At 65.3% G+C, this 15,299-nt stretch carries 15 protein-coding genes and 1 pseudogene; 2 read left to right on the forward strand and 14 right to left on the reverse strand.

What is annotated here, in order from left to right:
* Position 1 precedes the first annotated feature (1 nt).
* Positions 2–664, reverse strand: coding sequence for a MotA/TolQ/ExbB proton channel family protein (locus tag CSC74_RS03800; RefSeq protein WP_162313062.1), 663 nt, complete (start codon positions 662–664; stop codon positions 2–4).
* Positions 558–3,054: pseudogene (locus CSC74_RS03805) on the reverse strand (DNA internalization-related competence protein ComEC/Rec2); the annotation flags it as partial. The pseudogene CSC74_RS03805 and the gene CSC74_RS03800, both read right to left, overlap by 107 nt.
* Positions 3,055–3,370: 316 nt before the next feature.
* Here CSC74_RS03805 and CSC74_RS03810 point away from each other — a divergent pair.
* Positions 3,371–4,471, forward strand: a complete 1,101-nt coding sequence (locus tag CSC74_RS03810) for a fatty acid desaturase family protein (protein ID WP_162313064.1) — start codon at positions 3,371–3,373, stop codon at positions 4,469–4,471.
* A gap of 44 nt (positions 4,472–4,515) precedes the next feature.
* On the opposite strand, the gene lolD is transcribed toward CSC74_RS03810, so the two are convergent.
* The 10 genes from lolD to CSC74_RS03860 all read right to left on the reverse strand — a co-directional run bounded on the left by lolD (position 4,516) and on the right by CSC74_RS03860 (position 11,375).
* Complete coding sequence (lolD, locus tag CSC74_RS03815; RefSeq protein ID WP_425501410.1) at positions 4,516–5,226, reverse strand: lipoprotein-releasing ABC transporter ATP-binding protein LolD; 711 nt, start codon at positions 5,224–5,226, stop codon at positions 4,516–4,518.
* Between the two features lie 7 nt (positions 5,227–5,233).
* Positions 5,234–6,478: a lipoprotein-releasing ABC transporter permease subunit gene (locus CSC74_RS03820; RefSeq protein ID WP_162313066.1), complete on the reverse strand. Its 1,245-nt coding sequence runs from the start codon at positions 6,476–6,478 to the stop codon at positions 5,234–5,236.
* A 6-nt stretch (positions 6,479–6,484) separates the two neighbouring features.
* The gene (locus CSC74_RS03825) at positions 6,485–6,940 is read right to left on the reverse strand and encodes a hypothetical protein (RefSeq protein ID WP_162313067.1); all 456 of its coding nucleotides are present in this window, start codon (positions 6,938–6,940) and stop codon (positions 6,485–6,487) included.
* Entirely contained in the window at positions 6,891–7,163 is a 273-nt protein-coding gene (locus tag CSC74_RS03830) for an FAD assembly factor SdhE (protein ID WP_162313068.1), read from the reverse strand. Before CSC74_RS03830 ends, CSC74_RS03825 begins: the two co-directional genes overlap by 50 nt.
* A complete protein-coding gene (locus CSC74_RS03835) occupies positions 7,160–7,582 on the reverse strand; it encodes an MAPEG family protein (RefSeq protein ID WP_162313069.1) in 423 nt (140 codons plus the stop codon). The genes CSC74_RS03830 and CSC74_RS03835 overlap by 4 nt, the downstream gene beginning before the upstream one ends.
* A gap of 186 nt (positions 7,583–7,768) precedes the next feature.
* Positions 7,769–8,548 carry a succinate dehydrogenase iron-sulfur subunit gene (locus tag CSC74_RS03840; protein ID WP_162313070.1) on the reverse strand — a complete coding sequence of 260 codons (780 nt, stop codon included), beginning with the start codon at positions 8,546–8,548 and terminating at the stop codon, positions 7,769–7,771.
* Positions 8,549–8,568: 20 nt separating this feature from the next.
* Positions 8,569–10,359, reverse strand: a complete 1,791-nt coding sequence (gene sdhA, locus CSC74_RS03845; RefSeq protein WP_162313071.1) for a succinate dehydrogenase flavoprotein subunit — start codon at positions 10,357–10,359, stop codon at positions 8,569–8,571.
* 3 nt (positions 10,360–10,362) lie between these two features.
* A complete protein-coding gene (gene sdhD / locus CSC74_RS03850) occupies positions 10,363–10,749 on the reverse strand; it encodes a succinate dehydrogenase, hydrophobic membrane anchor protein (protein WP_162313072.1) in 387 nt (128 codons plus the stop codon).
* A complete protein-coding gene (gene sdhC / locus CSC74_RS03855) occupies positions 10,746–11,141 on the reverse strand; it encodes a succinate dehydrogenase, cytochrome b556 subunit (protein WP_162313073.1) in 396 nt (131 codons plus the stop codon). Before sdhC ends, sdhD begins: the two co-directional genes overlap by 4 nt.
* Before the next feature lie 57 nt (positions 11,142–11,198).
* Positions 11,199–11,375 (reverse strand): DUF1674 domain-containing protein, encoded by a 177-nt coding sequence (locus CSC74_RS03860; RefSeq protein WP_162313074.1) that lies wholly within the window; start codon positions 11,373–11,375, stop codon positions 11,199–11,201.
* A gap of 40 nt (positions 11,376–11,415) precedes the next feature.
* Here CSC74_RS03860 and ygfZ point away from each other — a divergent pair, with 40 nt between their 5' ends.
* Positions 11,416–12,282, forward strand: coding sequence for a CAF17-like 4Fe-4S cluster assembly/insertion protein YgfZ (gene ygfZ, locus CSC74_RS03865; protein ID WP_162313075.1), 867 nt, complete (start codon positions 11,416–11,418; stop codon positions 12,280–12,282).
* 104 nt (positions 12,283–12,386) lie between these two features.
* Here the strand turns inward: ygfZ and CSC74_RS03870 are convergent, their stop codons facing one another.
* Together CSC74_RS03870 and CSC74_RS03875 are read right to left on the reverse strand one after the other, a co-directional pair.
* The gene (locus CSC74_RS03870) at positions 12,387–12,944 is read right to left on the reverse strand and encodes an NADPH-dependent FMN reductase (RefSeq protein ID WP_162313076.1); all 558 of its coding nucleotides are present in this window, start codon (positions 12,942–12,944) and stop codon (positions 12,387–12,389) included.
* A gap of 90 nt (positions 12,945–13,034) precedes the next feature.
* The gene (locus CSC74_RS03875; protein WP_162313077.1) at positions 13,035–15,296 is read right to left on the reverse strand and encodes a thiamine pyrophosphate-dependent enzyme; all 2,262 of its coding nucleotides are present in this window, start codon (positions 15,294–15,296) and stop codon (positions 13,035–13,037) included.
* Positions 15,297–15,299 lie beyond the last annotated feature (3 nt).

Raw genomic sequence — 15,299 nt, forward strand, 5'->3', positions numbered from 1 at the left:
GTCAGGCCTGGTTCGGCGCGGCGTTCTGGCCCTGCCCGACGCGCGCGCGGACCACGGCCACGGACTTGGCGTCCAGCGCATCGAGCAGCGCGCTGGCCTGCTGTTCCATGTCGATCACGTAGCCGGCGACGCGGCTGCGGAAATGGCGATGGAACATCAGCGCCGGGATCGCCACGATCATGCCGGTCGCGGTGCAGACCAGCGCCTTGCCGATACCGCCGGCCAACTGGTTCACGTCGCCGACGCCGTGGTCGAGGATGCCCAGGAACATCTGGATCATGCCCACCACCGTCCCGAACAGGCCGAGCAAGGGGCCGGCGGCGGCGATAGTGCCCAGGGCGTTGAGGAATTTCTCCATCCGGTGGACCAGGTGGCGGCCGGTATCCTCGATCCGTTCGCGGATCTGCTCGCGGGGACGGTTGCGCATGTCCAGCGCGGCGGCCAGCAGCGCGCCCAGGGGCGAATTGCGACGCAACGATTCGATATGCGCCGGGTCCAGTTGCCCACGCGCGGCCCAGTTGCGCACTTCTTCGCCCAGGTTTGGTGGCAGGACTTCCTTGCGCCGCAGGGTCCAGAACCGCTCGACCACGATGGCCAGGGCCACCACGGCCAGCAACAACAGGGGAATCATGGGCCAGCCGCCGGCCTTGACCAATTCCAGCACTTTCAGTCCTCCGGCACCTGTGGCCGTTCGTTCGCGGATCGATAGGATAGCGTAGCCGCATGGCGCAGCCGCACGGCGTCCCATAAACGCGCCCGGGCGCGGCGGTGTTCACGCAGCTCGAGGCCGCCATCGCCCAGCCAGACGCTGATGGCGCCGCTGTCCGCCGTGTTCAGCACTTCGGCGCCCCGGTCCTGCCAGCGACGCACGACCTGCGGCTTGGGGTGGCCGAAGCGATTGCCGAAACCCGCCGACACCAGGGCCAGCCGCGCACCGGTCGCGGCGACGAAATCCGGATCGGAGGACCCCGCGCTGCCATGGTGCGCGGCCAGCACCACGTCGGCGCGGAGGCTGGCGGCATCGCGGCGCAATAGCTCACGCTCGATCACTTCGCCCACATCGCCGGTCAGCAACACCGCTCCATGCCTGCTCTCCACCCGCAGCACGCAGCTCGATTCGTTGTCGAGATAGGGGAAATGCGCGGTCGGATGCAGGAAGCGGAAGCGCACGCCGTCCCATTGCCAGGCCTGGCCGGCCACGCAGCGGTCCGTGGTTGCGACCGGCGAGCCTGCAGGCGTCATCGATAGCGCCACAGGCACCTCTGCACCGACCGATTCGAAACCGCCGGCATGGTCGTTGTCGCCATGGCTGATGACCACGCGGTCCAGTCGCGGCACGCCCAGTGCGCGCAGGGTCGGGACCACCGCCCACTCGCCCGCATCGAAGCCGTCGCGGACCGCGGGGCCGGCGTCGTACAGCAGGGCGTGATCCCGGGTGCGGACCAGCACCGAAAGCCCCTGGCCCACATCGATCACCTGCAACTGCGCTTCGCCCTGTTGCGGCAAGCCGCGATCCGGCCACAGCAACGGCAGCCACAGCAAGGCCGCGAGCGCCTTGCCCGGCACGCCACGCGGCAGCAGCAGCCAGAACGCGCCGAACAGCGCGAGCGGCAACGCAACCCGATGCGCCTCGGGCAGCCACCACAAGGCGAAGCGGCTTTCGGCCAGCCTGCAGAACCACGGCCAGGTCAGGTCGAAACACCAGGCCGCGGCACGCCACGCCCAGCCGCCAAACCCGGCATGCAATGCTTCGAGTGCGGTACCGATCAGGGCCAACGGCACCACCACCAGGCTCCACCACGGGATCGCGACCAGGTTGACCAGCGGCCCTACCGCCGAGGCCTGGCCGAACAGCAACACGGTCAGCGGCAACAGCCCCAGGGTGGCGACACCCTGCGCGGACAGGAATCCTTTCGCCCAGTGCCGGGATTGCGGCAGGCACCATGCCAGCCAGGCCACGCCGGCGAAACTGAGCCAGAAGCCGGCCGCCAGCAGCGAAAGGGGATCGAACAGCAACACCGCGATCGCCGCCAGGGCCAGCGAATCGGCGATCCGTACCGGTCGCCGCCAGAGCCGGGCCAGCACCACCACGGCGATCATCAGCACCGTGCGCGTGGTCGGCAGTGCGAAACCCGCCAGTACCGCGTAGCCGAAAGCACCGGCCAAGGCGGCAAGACCCGCTGCTTGAGGCCGCGGCATGCGTCGCGCCCACGACGGAAACCATTTCCACAACCCGCCGACGCACAACGCGAAGAAGCCCGCGACCAGGCCCACGTGGAACCCGGAAATCGCGATCAGGTGGGTGACGCCGGTGGCGCGCAGGACTTCCCAGTCGGCATCGTCCAGGCCACGCGTGTCGCCCAGCGCAAGCGCGCGCACGTAGCGCGACGAAGTCGAGGCGACCGCGGCATCGATGCGCGCGGACATGCGCTCGCGCCAGCCATCGACGCCCTGTCCGGGCGCAAGCTGCCGTGCGAGTCCGGGCGCGCGTATGTAGCCGGTCGCGGCGATCCGCTGCGCCAGCGCATGGCGCTCGCTGTCGAACCCGCCTGGGTTGCTCAATCCGCGTGGCGCACGCACCTGCACGTGCAATTTCCAGCGTGCGCCGGCCCGCAGTTGCCTGCGCGGCCCGGGTTCCTTCGCATCGAAATCGTCGTACCAGGAAAGTTGCAGCAGCTTGCCGCGCAGGGGTTGCGGTTGTGCGGCATCGTCATCGACACGGAACCGGAAGCGCGTGCGCCGCTGCTGGAATTCCGGCAGGTTGTCGATGCGGCCTTCGATGGCCAGGTCGCGCTTTTCCCACGATGGTGGCAGCTGCGAAGACAGCACCGTCGTTGCCTGCAAACCCGCCCAACCGAAACCGACCAGCAACAGGCCCAGCGCCCGTAATCGTCGTCCCCTCCACCACCATGCGAGGCCAGCGGCCACCGCGATGCCGAGCAGCGGCCATGGCGGCAATCCGGGAAGACCCAGGCATGCGCCCATTCCCGCCAGCAAGGCCAGCGCGTTGGCGACGCTGAAGGGCGTCGGGGAAGATCCGTTTCCTGCAGGCATTCGCGGCTACCGGCTTGCGTTCGGGCCACTATGCCGAGGTCCGGCACGCTGCCGCCATCGGCGGGAAAGCCGCGATGCGGTAGGGGTTTCCTGATTTTCCGCCCGTCCCGCCCGAGCGCTGTCGCCACCCGTCCGCGCCTGTGCCGCGGCGCACATTGCACGCCGGACCTCTGTTGCTAGACTACGAAGCGTAAGGGGAACTACAGCTTTTGAAGCCGGGGGGAAACCGGCTTCGCGACCGCAGGTCGTGAATGACAGCCTTCAGGAAATCGCATCGTCGGGGCACTGCCGCCGACTCTTCAGGGGGATACGCATTATGCAAGGCACGACGATTACCCGCAGGGAGCTGATACGTGAGATCTCGCCCTTCTCCAAGGTATCCACCGCCCATGGACTGGCATTGTTCCTGTTCGATTACATCGTCTATATCGCCGCGATCGCCGGAGCCCTGTTGTTGCCTTCGCTATGGATGCAATTGCTGTGCAGCATGATCGCCGGGTTCAAGATCGGGACGCTGCTGACGGTCGGCCACGACGCCGCGCACGGCAGCCTGGTGAAAGGCAAGCGCCTGAACTGGTTCCTGGGCGTGATGTGTTTCCTGCCCTGCCTCTACAGTTACCGGATGTGGGTGTACGACCACCACATCCTGCACCACGCGCATACCAACAAGGACCACAAGGACACCTACACGCCGCTGACCAAGGCCGAGTTCGATGCCCTGCCGCGATGGAAACAGTGGCGCGAGCGTTTCTACCGGCAGGCCAACCCGGTTTCCTTCGCTACTTATTACATCGTCGAGCGCTGGAGCCAGGCCAAACTGTTCCCGCACGCCGGGCTGCCGGCGTCGATGCGCGCCTCGGCCTGGAAGCATTGCGCCTTCGTGGTGATCGTCAACCTCATCTATGCGGCGTTCCTGCTGGCGGCGCCGTTGTACTCGCACAACAGCCCGTTGATGGGCCTGTTCCTGGGCCTGCTGCTGCCGTTCTTCACCTTCATGTTCGCCGCCTGCCTGGTGCTGTGGTCCATGCACACCTGCCCGGATCTGGCCTGGTATCGCGGCGATGCCCCGAATGCGGAACTGGAGCGCGCAGGCGAGCTGGTTTCCGTGCACGTGGACCTGCCGCGCTGGCTGGGCTGGATGGTGCACGACGTCAACAACCATCCGGTGCACCACCTGTATCCGGCCATGCCGTGCTACCGCCTGCACAAGGCACAGATCAGGTACAACGAGTTGATGGGCGAACGCGCGGTGGTGGCCAAGGCCAGCATCGGCTACTTTTTCGACACCATGCGCCGCTGCAAGCTGTACGACTTCGAACGCAACCATTGGCTGGATTTCGAGGGCAAGCCGACGAGCGGATTGACCAAGCCTTACCGCAACTTCCAGAACGCACCCGCGGAAGCCGTCAACGCCTGATCCAGGCACCGACCGGTCGGTCTTGCGACGGGAAGCCCTGCGCCTCAGACATCCTGCAGCGCAAGGCCGCGCAACTTGCCCTCATGCAGCTCCAGCACGCGGTCCAGCTTGCGGGCCAGGCGCCGGTCGTGGGTCACCAGCACCAGGCTGGTCTTCTGTTCGCGGTTGAGCTCCAGCATCAGTTCGAACACGGTCGCCGCGGTCTTCTCGTCCAGGTTGCCGGTGGGCTCGTCGCCGAGCACGCAGGCGGGCTGGTTGACCAGCGCGCGCGCGACCGCGGCACGCTGGCGTTCGCCACCGGAAAGTTCGCCGGGCTTATGCTCGATGCGATGGCCCAAACCCACCTTCTCCAGCAACGCCTTGGCGCGTTGCGCGGCCGCCCTCACGTCGACGCCACCCAGCATCACCGGCATCATCACGTTCTCGAGTGCGGTGAATTCCGGCAACAGGTGATGGAACTGGTAAACGAAGCCGAGCGCCTGGTTACGCAATTGCCCGCGCGCCGAATTCGACAGCGAGGACATCTTCTTCCCTGCCACGTAGACCTCGCCCGCGGTCGGCGTATCCAGGCCGCCGAGCAGGTGCAACAGCGTGCTCTTGCCGGCGCCTGAGGCGCCGACGATGGCCACCGTTTCGCCCGCTTCGACCCTCAAGTCCAGACCATCGAAAACCGGAGTCCTCATCTTGCCTTCGGCATAGGTCTTGGCCAGCTTCTCGCACTGGATGACGGCGCCCGGACTCGATTGATCACTCATCGACCGATCACTCATAACGCAGCGCCTCCGCCGGATCGGTGCGCGCCGCGCGCCATGCCGGGTACAGCGTGGCCAGGAAACTCATGGCCAGCGCGATGAGGGCGATGATCGTCACGTCGCTGGACTGCAGGTCATACGGCAGGCCGGTGATGTAGTACACATCGGCAGGCAACAAGGTGACGTTGAAGGTGGATTCGATCAATCCCAGTATCCGCTCCAGGTTGATGGTCAACAGGATTCCCCCGACCACGCCCAGCACCGTGCCGATGATGCCGATCAGCGAACCCTGGACCATGAACACTTGCATGACCCCGCGCGGGGTCAGGCCCAGAGTACGCAGGATGGCGATGTCGGCCTGCTTGTCGGTGACCAGCATCACCTGCGAGGAAACGAGATTGAATGCGCCCATGGCGATGATCAACGACAGCAGGATGCCCATCACCGTCTTTTCCATCTTCAGCGAACTGTAGAGATTGGCGTTCTCGCTGGTCCAGTCGCTGATCCGGTACGGGCCCTGCAGATGCTCGGCCAGGTCGCGGGCCACTTCCCAGGACTGATCCATGTCGTGCAGCTTCAGGCGCACGCCGGTGACGCCCTCGCCCATCTTCAGCACGCGCTGCAGGTCGGACATGTTGACCACGGCCAGGCCCTTGTCGATCTCGTTGTAGCCGGCCTCGAAGATTCCGCTGACCTTGAAGCGCTTCATCTTGGCCACTGCTCCCATCGGTGTCGACTGCGCATCGGCCAGCATCACCAGCACGCTATCGCCGGTGCTGACCCCAAGCCACAACGCCAGCTCCTGGCCCAGCACGATGTTGAACGAGCCTGGCTCCAGCGAATCCAGGCTGCCGCGCTTCATCTTCTCGGCCAGCATCGAGACCTTCTTCTCTTCCGCCGGGAGGATCCCACGCACCATCGCGGGCTGGTTGCGCACCCCTTCGATCAGGGCCTGGATATCCACGTACGGTGCCGCACCCTCCACCCGAGGATCCTGCATCGCCACCTTCACCGCATGCGGCCAGTCCTGCATCGACTCGCCCGCGGCGCTGACCGTGGCATGCGCGGTCATCTGCAGCATGCGGTCGCGGATCTCGCGCTGGAAGCCGCTCATCACCGACAGCGTGGTGATCAGCACGGTCACGCCCAGGGCGATACCGAGGATCGAGGCCAGCGAGATGAAGGAAATAAAGCCATTGCGGCGTTTGGCGCGCAGGTAGCGCAGGCCGATGGCGACAGGGATGGGTTTGAACATAGGCCGCTATGGTGCCATCGCCGGCCTGTTCCGCGCAGCCTCCAGGCTTCCAGCGGCCAGACGCAGTTCACGTCGCCGGGCGGCGGGCAGCGTGTCCGGCCACCAGGACAGGTGCCTGCTCTGCCCGTCTCGCCCTTGCCAGCGGACGAACGCCAGGGAGCCGCGCCACTGCACCTCGACCGAGTCGATCGGCGCCCCATCGAGCATGACCGGCAGGTCGTCGTTGCCGGGGAAAAAGAGTTCGTGGACTGGCGATCTGGATTCCCGCCATGCCCGCCACAGGCCGTAAGCCAGGGCCGACAGGGCCAGCGGCCAGGCCGCCAGCCGCGGCATCTCCGAGACCAGCATCGAGAAGGCAGCCAGGATTCCCAGCAGCGACAGCACGCCGGTCACCCAGCGCGAAGGACGCCATTCAAGCCGGCAGCTGACGGATCCGCTGGACGAGTGATGCGAGTGCGTCATCGGGACATTGTTCGTAGCCCATGAACCAGCGCCAGAGCTTATCGTCCTCGGATTCCAGAAGCTGTAGGAAAACCCCGCGATCTTCGCCGGAAGCCTGCTTCCATTGGCGATCGAGATAACGGCCTAACAGTTGGTCGAGTTCGCGCATGCCGCGCCGGCAACGCCAGCGCAGGCGCCGGAACTCGATCTCTTCCGCTTCGTGCGCGGTTTGCACGTCGCTCATGCGCGCACCAGGCCCGCCGCAAGCACCGCCCACAATATCCATACCAGGCCGGTCGAAACGAAGTACACGGTGAAGCGATGCATGACCTTGTTGTAGCTGCACTGGATCAGGCTGTGCAGCACGCGACCGGCGACGAAGGCCCAGGCCAGCCCGAGCACCAGCGGCGTCACCTGCCGGGTCAGGCAGGCCACGATCAGCGCCAGATAGAACAGCACCGGCACTTCGAACAGGTTGCTGAAATTGTCGGCGGCGCGGGTATCGACCAGGCGTGCGGATTTCTGCGCGGACGTGGCCACGGACTGGGGATGGATCCGCAGGCGCCGCATCTCGGGGATGCGCACCGCATAGAGACGCAGCCAGACGACCAGGGTCAGGACGACCATGGCGAGCATGGGGTAGAAGATTTCTTTTCCGCTCATTCGCGACCCCCTGGAATCGTCGTTCCCGCGAAGGCGGGAATCCAGTTATTTTCGACTCCGACGCCTTGCTGCAAGATCAAAAATATCCCAGCTTGACCAGCCATACGGCTGTTGAAAACAACCGGGATGACGGCAAGGGCGCAAGTCGCCGGGTTCCCGCCTACGCGGGAACGACGAGCAAAAATATTATGCCCGGCGCGCCAGCATCAGCTTCTTGATCTCGGCGATGGCCAGCGCCGGGTTCAGGCCCTTCGGGCAGGTCCGCGCGCAGTTCATGATGGTGTGGCAGCGATACAGCTTGAACGGATCTTCCAGATCGTCCAGGCGCGCGCCGGTGTCCTCGTCGCGCGAATCTACGATCCACCGGTAGGCCTGCAGCAGGATCGCCGGACCCAGGTAACGCTCGCCGTTCCACCAGTAGCTGGGGCAGGACGTGGAGCAGCATGCGCAGAGGATGCATTCGTACAGTCCGTCGAGCTGCTTGCGGTCTTCCGGCGACTGCAGGCGCTCGCGATCCGGCGCCGCGGTCTGGGTGCGGATCCACGGCTTGATCGAGGCGTACTGGGCGTAGAAATGGGTCAGGTCCGGGACCAGGTCCTTGACCACGTCCATGTGCGGCAGCGGGTAGATCGGCACCTCGGTCTTCTTGCAGTCGCTGATCGCGCGGGTGCAGGCCAGGGTGTTGGTGCCATCGATGTTCATCGCGCACGAGCCGCAGATGCCCTCGCGGCAGGAACGGCGGAAGGTCAGCGTGGGATCGATCTCGTTCTTGATCTTGATCAGCGCGTCCAGGACCATCGGTCCGCACGCGGCCAGGTCGACCTCGTAGGTGTCGGTGCGCGGGTTCTGGTCGTCGTCCGGGCTCCAGCGATACACCTTGAAGGTGCGCGGATTCTTGGCGCCCTTGGCCGGGAAATGCCTGCCCTTCTGGACCTTCGAGTTCTTCGGGAGCGAAAATTCTGCCATGTCTGTCTTCTGTCCCGGGTTCAGTAAACGCGCGGCTTCGGCGGCACCACGTCCACGTCCTTGCTCAACGTGTACATGTGCACCGGGCGGAAATCGAAACTGCACTGGCCCTTCTCGTCGACGTTGACCAGGGTGTGCTTCATCCAGTTGGCGTCGTCGCGATCCGGGAAGTCCTCGTGCGCGTGCGCGCCGCGGCTCTCGTGGCGCTGTTCGGCCGAATTGATCGTGGCCACCGCGTTCAGCAGCAGGTTGTGCAGCTCGTAGGTCTCGATCAGATCGGAATTCCAGACCAGCGAACGGTCGGAGACCTTGACGTCCTCGAACGAGGCGTAGATGTCGGCCATCTTGTCGCAGCCTTCCTTCAGCGTCTTGCTGGTGCGGAAGACCGCGGCATCGGCCTGCATCGTGCGCTGCATCTTGTCGCGGATCACCGCCGTCGGCGTGCCACCGTTGGCGTTGCGCAGCTTGTCCAGGTGCGACAGCGCCTTGTCGCAGGCATCGGCCGGCAGGTCCTTGTGCGACGCGCCGGTCTTGATGGTTTCGGCGCAACGGTTGGCCACCGCGCGCCCGAACACCACCAGGTCGAGCAGCGAGTTCGAACCGAGGCGGTTGGCGCCATGCACGGACACGCAGGCCGCTTCGCCGATCGCATACAGGCCCGGGACCACGGCATCGGGATCGTCGCCGACCTTGCGCACCACCTCGCCGTGGTAGTTGGTCGGGATGCCGCCCATGTTGTAGTGCACGGTCGGGATCACCGGGATCGGCTGCTTGGCCACATCGACGTTGGCGAAGATGCGCGCGCTTTCGGCGATGCCCGGGAGTTTCTCGTTGATCACTTCCGGCCCCAGGTGGGTCAGGTCGAGCAGGATGTGGTCCTTGTGCTCGCCGACGCCGCGGCCCTCGCGGATCTCGATCGTCATCGAGCGCGAGACCACGTCGCGCGAGGCCAGGTCCTTGTAGTGCGGGGCGTAGCGCTCCATGAAGCGCTCGCCGCTGCTGTTGCGCAGGATCCCGCCTTCGCCGCGCACGCCTTCGGTGATCAGGCAGCCGGCGCCGTAGATGCCGGTGGGATGGAACTGCACGAACTCCATGTCCTGCATCGGCAGGCCGGCGCGCAGTGCGAGCCCGCCGCCATCGCCGGTGCAGGTATGCGCCGAAGTGGCGCTGAAATACGCGCGGCCGTAACCGCCAGTGGCCAGGACCACGCCCTGGGCGCGGAACAGGTGCAGCGTGCCTTCGGCCATGTCCAGGGCCAGCACGCCCTTGCAGGCGCCTTCCTCGTCGAAGATCAGGTCCAGGGCGAAGTATTCGATCATGAAGCGCGCATCGTGCTTCAACGACTGCTGGTACAGCGTGTGCAGCATGGCGTGGCCGGTACGGTCGGCGGCGGCGCAGGTGCGCTGCGCGGACGGGCCTTCGCCGTACTTGGTGGTCATGCCGCCGAACGGACGCTGGTAGATCTTGCCCTCTTCGGTACGGCTGAACGGCACGCCGTAGTGCTCCAGTTCGATGATCGCGGGGATGGCCTCGCGGCACATGTACTCGATCGCATCCTGGTCGCCCAGCCAGTCCGAGCCCTTGATGGTGTCGTAGAAGTGGTAGCGCCAGTCGTCCTCGCCCATGTTGCCCAGCGCGGCGGAAATACCGCCTTGCGCGGCGACCGTATGCGAACGGGTCGGGAACACCTTGGTCAGACACACCGTCTGCAGGCCCTTGGCGGCCAGGCCGAAAGTGGCGCGCAGCCCGGCGCCGCCGGCGCCGACCACGACCATGTCGTACTTGTGTTCGGTGATCTTGTAAGCGGACATCAATCAGTTCCCCAACGCAATGCGGACCACGGCGAAAACGCTGGCCAGCGCGCCAAGGATGCAGACGAAACGCACCGCGATCTGCGCGGTCAGTGCCAGGCCATGGCTGTGCACGTAATCCTCGATGACCACCTGCACGCCTAGTTGCGCATGCCAGAACATCGCCACCAGGAAGGCGATCAGCAGCATCGCGTTCCACGGCCTGGCGACCGCGTCGGTGGCGGTCAGGTAATCGGCGTGCATCAGGCCGACGACGAAGTACACGAACCAGCAGGCCAGGAATACCAGGGCGATCGCGGTCAGGCGCTGGACGAGGAAGTGGCCAGTGCCCTCCTTCGCCGAGCCCAGGCCTTTGGCGACCTTCAACGGGGTCCGGTAACGAAGGCTCATAGCCAGCCTCCCTTGGCTGCGACCGCGCCCCATATCGCCCCGGTCAGCAACAGGCTGCCGAACACCGACAACCAGCCATTGCGAACGAAGGCCGGGATGCTGAAGCCGAAACCCGCGTCCTGCACCAGGTGGCGGATGCCGTTGAGCAGGTGGTAGGCGAAGGCCCAGGTCCAGCCGAACAACACCGCCAGGCCGAACCAGGAACCGGCCAGGTCGCGCACGCAATCCCAGGCTTCGGAGCCGGTGGCCAGGGCCAGCAATGCCGCCGCGATCAGCAGCGCGCCGAAGGCGAGGATGATTCCGGTGGCCCGATGGATGATGGAAGTCATCATCTGGATCTGCCAGCGGTACACCTGCAGGTGTGGTGAAAGCGGACGTGGTCGGGTCGCCATTCGCTGGGCTCGTCTCTCGGCTGGGCGATCGTGCTGACCGCGTTGGCTCAATGCTGATCAGAAATCGATGCAGCGTCCGTTTTTTTCCCAATCCCCGTAACGCGTCGGTTCCGGACCGTCGCGACCGCCGATTTCCTTCGCCGCTTCCTTCGGCACAGGCACCCTGGCGGGTTGCTGTGTTTCAGGGACGGACGCGTCGACCGGAGCGGGTATGGAAGTTGTTTCGCCTATCATGATGGGTCTCGCAACCCGCTGAATTTTAGTCCTCCCCTCCTTGTCTGACAACCTGCCCACCTCCGCAGCACCCTGGTTTGCCCTGCCCGACCACGCCGTGATCGCGCTGGAGGGGCCGGATGCGACTGCGTTTGCGCAGGCCCAGTTCGCCAACGACGTGGCCGCCCTGGCGCCGGGATATTGGCAATGGAATGCGTGGTTGACCCCGAAAGGCCGCGTCATTGCGCTGTTTGCGCTGCTGAAACTGGAACAGGACCGGATCCTGCTGCTGTTGCCCGACGCCGATGGCGACGAGCTCGCATCGCAGTTGCGGCGTTTCGTGTTCCGGCGAAAGTTGAAGATAGAGACAAAGAACGACCTGCAGGCCAGCGGCGCCTTCCGTGAGCCGGATTCGGCGCGGAATGCGCGGATCGGCATCGATGGCGACTCGATCGAGATCGATTGCGGCGATGGCGACAAAGGCCGCGCCCTGCGCATTGCGCCTGCCGGGGAACCTCTGGAACACGCCGATTCGTGCGCACGCTGGAAAGCCTTCGACCTGCTCCACGGCCTGCCGCGCCTGCCCGCCCAACAGCGCGAGCAATGGACTCCACAGCAACTTTCACTGGAACGACTGCAGGCTTTCAGCGTCAAGAAGGGCTGCTATCCGGGCCAGGAAATCGTCGCCCGCACCCATTTCCTGGGCAAGGCCAAGCGTGGGCTGGTGTTGTTCGAAGCCGAATCCCCGGTCGCACCCGGCACGGAGGTCAGCGATGCGGTCCGTGTCGTCGGCAGCGTGGTGAGTGCCGGCGGAAGCGGATGTCCCCTGGCATTGGCGGTCCTGCCGCTGGAACGCGAAGCCGGCGCGCTGAACGCGGGCGGCATCGGGTTACGCGAACTTCCGCTCATCGGCGGTCTCCAGCGCTAACCCTCGCCCGTGGACAGGGCGTAGGAGCGACGTAAGTCGCGACTGGAATGCGTGCGAAGCCCTTTCGCGACTTACGTCGCTCCTACGCCGCATCGCGCGTGCTTCTATTTCGCCAGCGCCTTGGCCACCCAGGCGACGTAGCGATCCACGAATCCCTGCAGGAACTTCTGCGTTTCCGGGTTGCCGATCCTGCCCTCGTCATCCATCAGCCCATCCTTGAACTGGACATACACTTCCGGCTGGCCCAGCAGCGTGACATCCAGGTACAGGAGCACGTTGCGCAGGTGCTGTTGCGCCATCGAAGCGCCGGTGGCCCCGATCGAAATGCCGATCGCCGCGCCCGGCTTGCCCGCGAACGAATTGCTGCCCCACGGCCGCGAGCCGATATCCAGCGCATTCTTGAGCACGCCGGGCATCGAGCGGTTGTATTCCGGGGTAACGAACAGCAGCGCATCGGCCGCTTCCACTTCCTGCTTAAGGCGCTTGCATTCGACGGGGTAATCGCCGTCGAAATCCTGGTTGTACAGCGGCAGGTTGTCGAGGCGGATGTGCTGGAACTCGAACCCGTCCGGCGCGAGCTTCTCGACAGCCTTGGCCAACCTCTTGTTGAACGAATCCTTGCGCAAACTGCCGACAAAGACTGCAACCTTGATCTTGTCCATGGCGATGCTCCCTGGAAGAAGCAACGACTATCCGCCACCCGATGTAAGCAAGGCGTATACAGGGCGGCGTGTGCCGCCCGGCGCATTGCTTCAGGCCAGTTTGTCGGCCGCGGCGACGATGTCGTCATCGCCCGGCAACACCAGCAACGCGGCGCCGGCCAATGGCGTGTAGGTATCCACGCCCACCACCCGCTGGAACGGCCGGCCGGCGAAACCGGCTTCCGCGATCGCGGTGATGATGCCCTCGCCCACGCCGGCCGAATGGCGGCCTTCGTCGACGATCAGGATGCGTTCGGCCGACTTCGCCTGTTCGGCGATGAAAGCCTCGTTGAGCGGCACCAGCCAGCGCAGGTCGACCACGCGCACTTTCCATCCACGCTTCTTCTCGATCGTGCGCGCAGCACGCAGGCTCATCGGCACCCCGTTGCCATAAGTGAAGATCACCAGGTCGTTGGCGGCTTCTTCGTAGATGCGGCCTTCGCCCAGGGTCATCGCCTGGTCCGGCGCCGGATAGGTGGTGAGCCACGCGCCGTCGCCCGCCTCGTACAGATCCTTGGTCATGTACAGCGCGATCGGCTCCAGGAAGATGCTCACGCGCCCGTCCACCTTGGCCAGCGCGGCCAGCGTGCGCAGCATTGTCGCGGCATCGTCGCCGCGCGAAGGACATCCGACCACCAGGCCGGGAATGTCGCGCAGCGCGGTGATCGAGTTGTCGTTGTGGAAATGGCCGCCGAAGCCACGCTGGTAGCCCAGTCCGGCCATGCGCACCACCATCGGGTTGCGGTACTGGTTGTTGGAGAAGAACTGCAGCGAAGCGGCCTCACCGCGGATCTGGTCGCAGGCGTTGTGGAAATAGGCCAGGTACTGGATTTCCGGCACCGGCAACATGCCGAGGTTGGCGTAACCCTGGGCCAGGCCGAGGATCATGGTTTCGTCCAGCAAGGTGTTGAACACGCGGCTGTTCTTGAACGCTTTGTGCAGGCCCTTGGTGACCGTGTACACGCCGCCCTTCTGGGCCACGTCCTCGCCGAACAGCAGCGCTTCCGGATATTTGCAGAACAGGTCGTGCAGCGCGTTGTTGATCTGGATGGCGAGGTGTCGCGGGGGCAGTTTCTCGGGCAGCTTTTCCTCGCTGCCGAAGACCGCGATACGTTTCTCCGCGTCGCCGACGCGGCTGGCTTCGGTGGATACCGCATCAGGCGTGTACGGCGCCAGCGGCGCGACCACATCTTCCAGACGGGTCAGCTTCGGCGTCTTGTCGGCCGCTTCGGCCGCGGCGAAGCACTTGCCGCGGATTTCCTCGTACAGGGCGAGCAAATCCTGCTTCGTGTAGAGGCCCGACTGCAGCGCGATGCTCGCCGAACGCAGCAATGGATCGCCCGCCTCCACCGCGACCAGTTCCTCGATGGGCCGCCATTCGATCTCGAAGTCGGTCCCTGCGTGGCCCATGATCCGCGTGGTGCGCAGGTGCAGGAAAGTCGGGCGACGGGTACGACGGCAATGCTCCACCGCGGCCTGCACCTGTCCGTAGCCTTCGGCCAGATCGAGGCCATCGGCGTAGAAATAGTCAAGGTCGTCGCGCCTGGAGAAATTGCGCTCGATCCAGCCGCCGGGCGTTTTCACCGAGATGCCGATGCCGTTGTCCTCGCATACGAACAGCACCGGCGCCGGCAGTTTCTGGTACGACGTCCATGCCGCGGCGTTGAACGCGGTCTGCGCGGTCGCATGGTTGCTGGAGGCATCGCCGAACGAACAGATGGCGATGCTGTCGCCGGGAATCGGCGAGGCATGGCCGATGCGCTTCGCCTGCTCGATCGCTACCGCGGTGCCGAGCGCCTTGGGCAGGTGCGAGGCGATGGTCGAGGTCTGCGGCAGGACCCACAACGGCTTGGAACCCCAGACCTTGTGGCGCCCACCGGATGCCGGGTCTTCCGAACTGGCCGCGAACGACAAGGCCGAATCCATGATCGGATCCATTCCCGGCAGCTTGCGGAAGCGCTCGGCCATGAACGCGCCGCTGCGATAGTGCAGGAACGCCGGGTCGGTGTGCCGGGTCAGGCGCGCGACCATCGCGTTGCCTTCATGCCCGGAGCTGCCGATGGTGTAGAAGACCTTGTTCTGCACGCGCAGCACGCGCGCCATCAGGTCGAGGTGACGCGAAACCAGTTGCGATTCCAGCAGTTCGACGAACGACGCCGCATCCAGCGCGCTTCCTTCCAGCACCGCCTCGCCCGGCGCTGGCCTGGCATCGACCGCTCCGTCCCATTCCTGCACGAACTCGATGAAGTTCTGGTCGCAGATCTCGGCGCGATTGAGGCCCTTCATGCGGGCGGGAATGGGTTTTGCGGTCATGTC

The organism is Pseudoxanthomonas yeongjuensis (assembly GCF_010093345.1).
Lineage (GTDB): Bacteria > Pseudomonadota > Gammaproteobacteria > Xanthomonadales > Xanthomonadaceae > Pseudoxanthomonas_A > Pseudoxanthomonas_A yeongjuensis.

Excerpts from the sequence above, each read along its gene's own strand:
- CSC74_RS03840 (WP_162313070.1), bottom strand. The coding sequence starts at position 8,548 with ATGGCAGAATTTTCGCTCCCGAAGAACTCGAAGGTCCAGAAGGGCAGG.
- CSC74_RS03870 (WP_162313076.1), bottom strand. The coding sequence starts at position 12,944 with ATGGACAAGATCAAGGTTGCAGTCTTTGTCGGCAGTTTGCGCAAGGAT.
- CSC74_RS03835 (WP_162313069.1), bottom strand. The coding sequence starts at position 7,582 with ATGAGCGGAAAAGAAATCTTCTACCCCATGCTCGCCATGGTCGTCCTG.
- sdhC (WP_162313073.1), bottom strand. The coding sequence starts at position 11,141 with ATGGCGACCCGACCACGTCCGCTTTCACCACACCTGCAGGTGTACCGC.
- CSC74_RS03820 (WP_162313066.1), bottom strand. The coding sequence starts at position 6,478 with ATGTTCAAACCCATCCCTGTCGCCATCGGCCTGCGCTACCTGCGCGCC.
- lolD (WP_425501410.1), bottom strand. The coding sequence starts at position 5,226 with ATGAGTGATCAATCGAGTCCGGGCGCCGTCATCCAGTGCGAGAAGCTG.
- CSC74_RS03830 (WP_162313068.1), bottom strand. The coding sequence starts at position 7,163 with ATGAGCGACGTGCAAACCGCGCACGAAGCGGAAGAGATCGAGTTCCGG.
- CSC74_RS03810 (WP_162313064.1), top strand. The coding sequence starts at position 3,371 with ATGCAAGGCACGACGATTACCCGCAGGGAGCTGATACGTGAGATCTCG.
- CSC74_RS03875 (WP_162313077.1), bottom strand. The coding sequence starts at position 15,296 with ATGACCGCAAAACCCATTCCCGCCCGCATGAAGGGCCTCAATCGCGCC.
- sdhA (WP_162313071.1), bottom strand. The coding sequence starts at position 10,359 with ATGTCCGCTTACAAGATCACCGAACACAAGTACGACATGGTCGTGGTC.
- CSC74_RS03860 (WP_162313074.1), bottom strand. The coding sequence starts at position 11,375 with ATGATAGGCGAAACAACTTCCATACCCGCTCCGGTCGACGCGTCCGTC.
- CSC74_RS03825 (WP_162313067.1), bottom strand. The coding sequence starts at position 6,940 with ATGACGCACTCGCATCACTCGTCCAGCGGATCCGTCAGCTGCCGGCTT.
- sdhD (WP_162313072.1), bottom strand. The coding sequence starts at position 10,749 with ATGAGCCTTCGTTACCGGACCCCGTTGAAGGTCGCCAAAGGCCTGGGC.